This window comes from Pseudomonas kielensis (assembly GCF_014236655.1).
GTDB classification, from domain to species: Bacteria; Pseudomonadota; Gammaproteobacteria; order Pseudomonadales; family Pseudomonadaceae; genus Aquipseudomonas; species Aquipseudomonas kielensis.
In genome coordinates this window covers 1-942 of sequence record NZ_JACMYG010000088.1, presented here as the reverse complement: position 1 = coordinate 942, position 942 = coordinate 1, and the positions used below count along the sequence as shown (strand labels likewise).

Sequence of the window (942 nt, the reverse complement as noted above, 5' to 3'; positions counted from 1 at the left end):
CTCGGCGCGTTCGAGGTCTTCTTTTTGATTTAGGTAATTCAGCACATCCGAAGGGGGAGGGTTTCGAAATACATCTCCAAGCCACCCGGCTGAGGTTTCGTCACCAGCAGCAACACCAAGCTGGAAGACTTCGAGCGCTTCTGGATACTGTCTTTTATTTTTGAGATTTATTCCCAATGCGTTAGCCGCTTCGCCATTGCCTTGCTCAGCCGCACAGCGGCGCATTTGCCGAGCGATGTCCGGGGCCATGTCGCTCGGCGCCAGTTTCTTACCCACATAGGCTTGGGCTTGGGCATTGCCGCTATCGGCAGCCTTGCGGTAGTAACGCAGGGCCATTTCCGGATCCTGCTTCAGCCCGGCTGAACCTTGTTGCAGGAAGATCCCGACGAAGTAATAACCCGTCGCCACACCTTCGCTGATCAATCGTTGACTCAAACGCAAATGCTCATCGCCACGAAGCTGGAAATGCCCGCGCATGGCACCGTTCTGTAAATTGATATTGGCCTTGTAATGGCCGTTCTCAGCGGCAATGCGGTACAGGCGCTCGATCTCGACATCGACGTTCTTGTCCTGCTTGAGCTGATTGTTTTTCTGTAGCCAGCGGGCGTACTGAAACAGCACATCAGCCTCGGTGGAGGGCGCGGGGATTTGTTCGTGTACACAACTAAAGGCCAGGTTGGCCTTGATCTCGGTGAGCGGATTCACATGAGGGTCCTTCTTCATATAAGTAAAGGTGCTGCGGCTGTCGCAGGCCGCCAGCAACAGGCACGACAGCAAAAGAACGTGGCGCATCAATCGAGGTCCTTCCGCGTGGCTTTGTCGTAATAAAATTCGACAAGAGGGGCGTACGGCGTACCCATAAACTTTTCATCCTGCCGATCTCTATTTTCATTAATTATCTTCTGCCACTCCTTGAACGCCTCCCCCGGATCATCCTGCGCC

1 protein-coding gene is annotated in these 942 nt (G+C 53.9%); it reads right to left on the bottom strand.

From position 1 onward, the window contains the following. A partial coding sequence (locus H7995_RS28105; RefSeq protein WP_185819326.1) for an SEL1-like repeat protein occupies window positions 1-792 on the bottom strand: 792 nt, incomplete at its 3' end. Window positions 793-942: the final 150 nt, after the last annotated feature.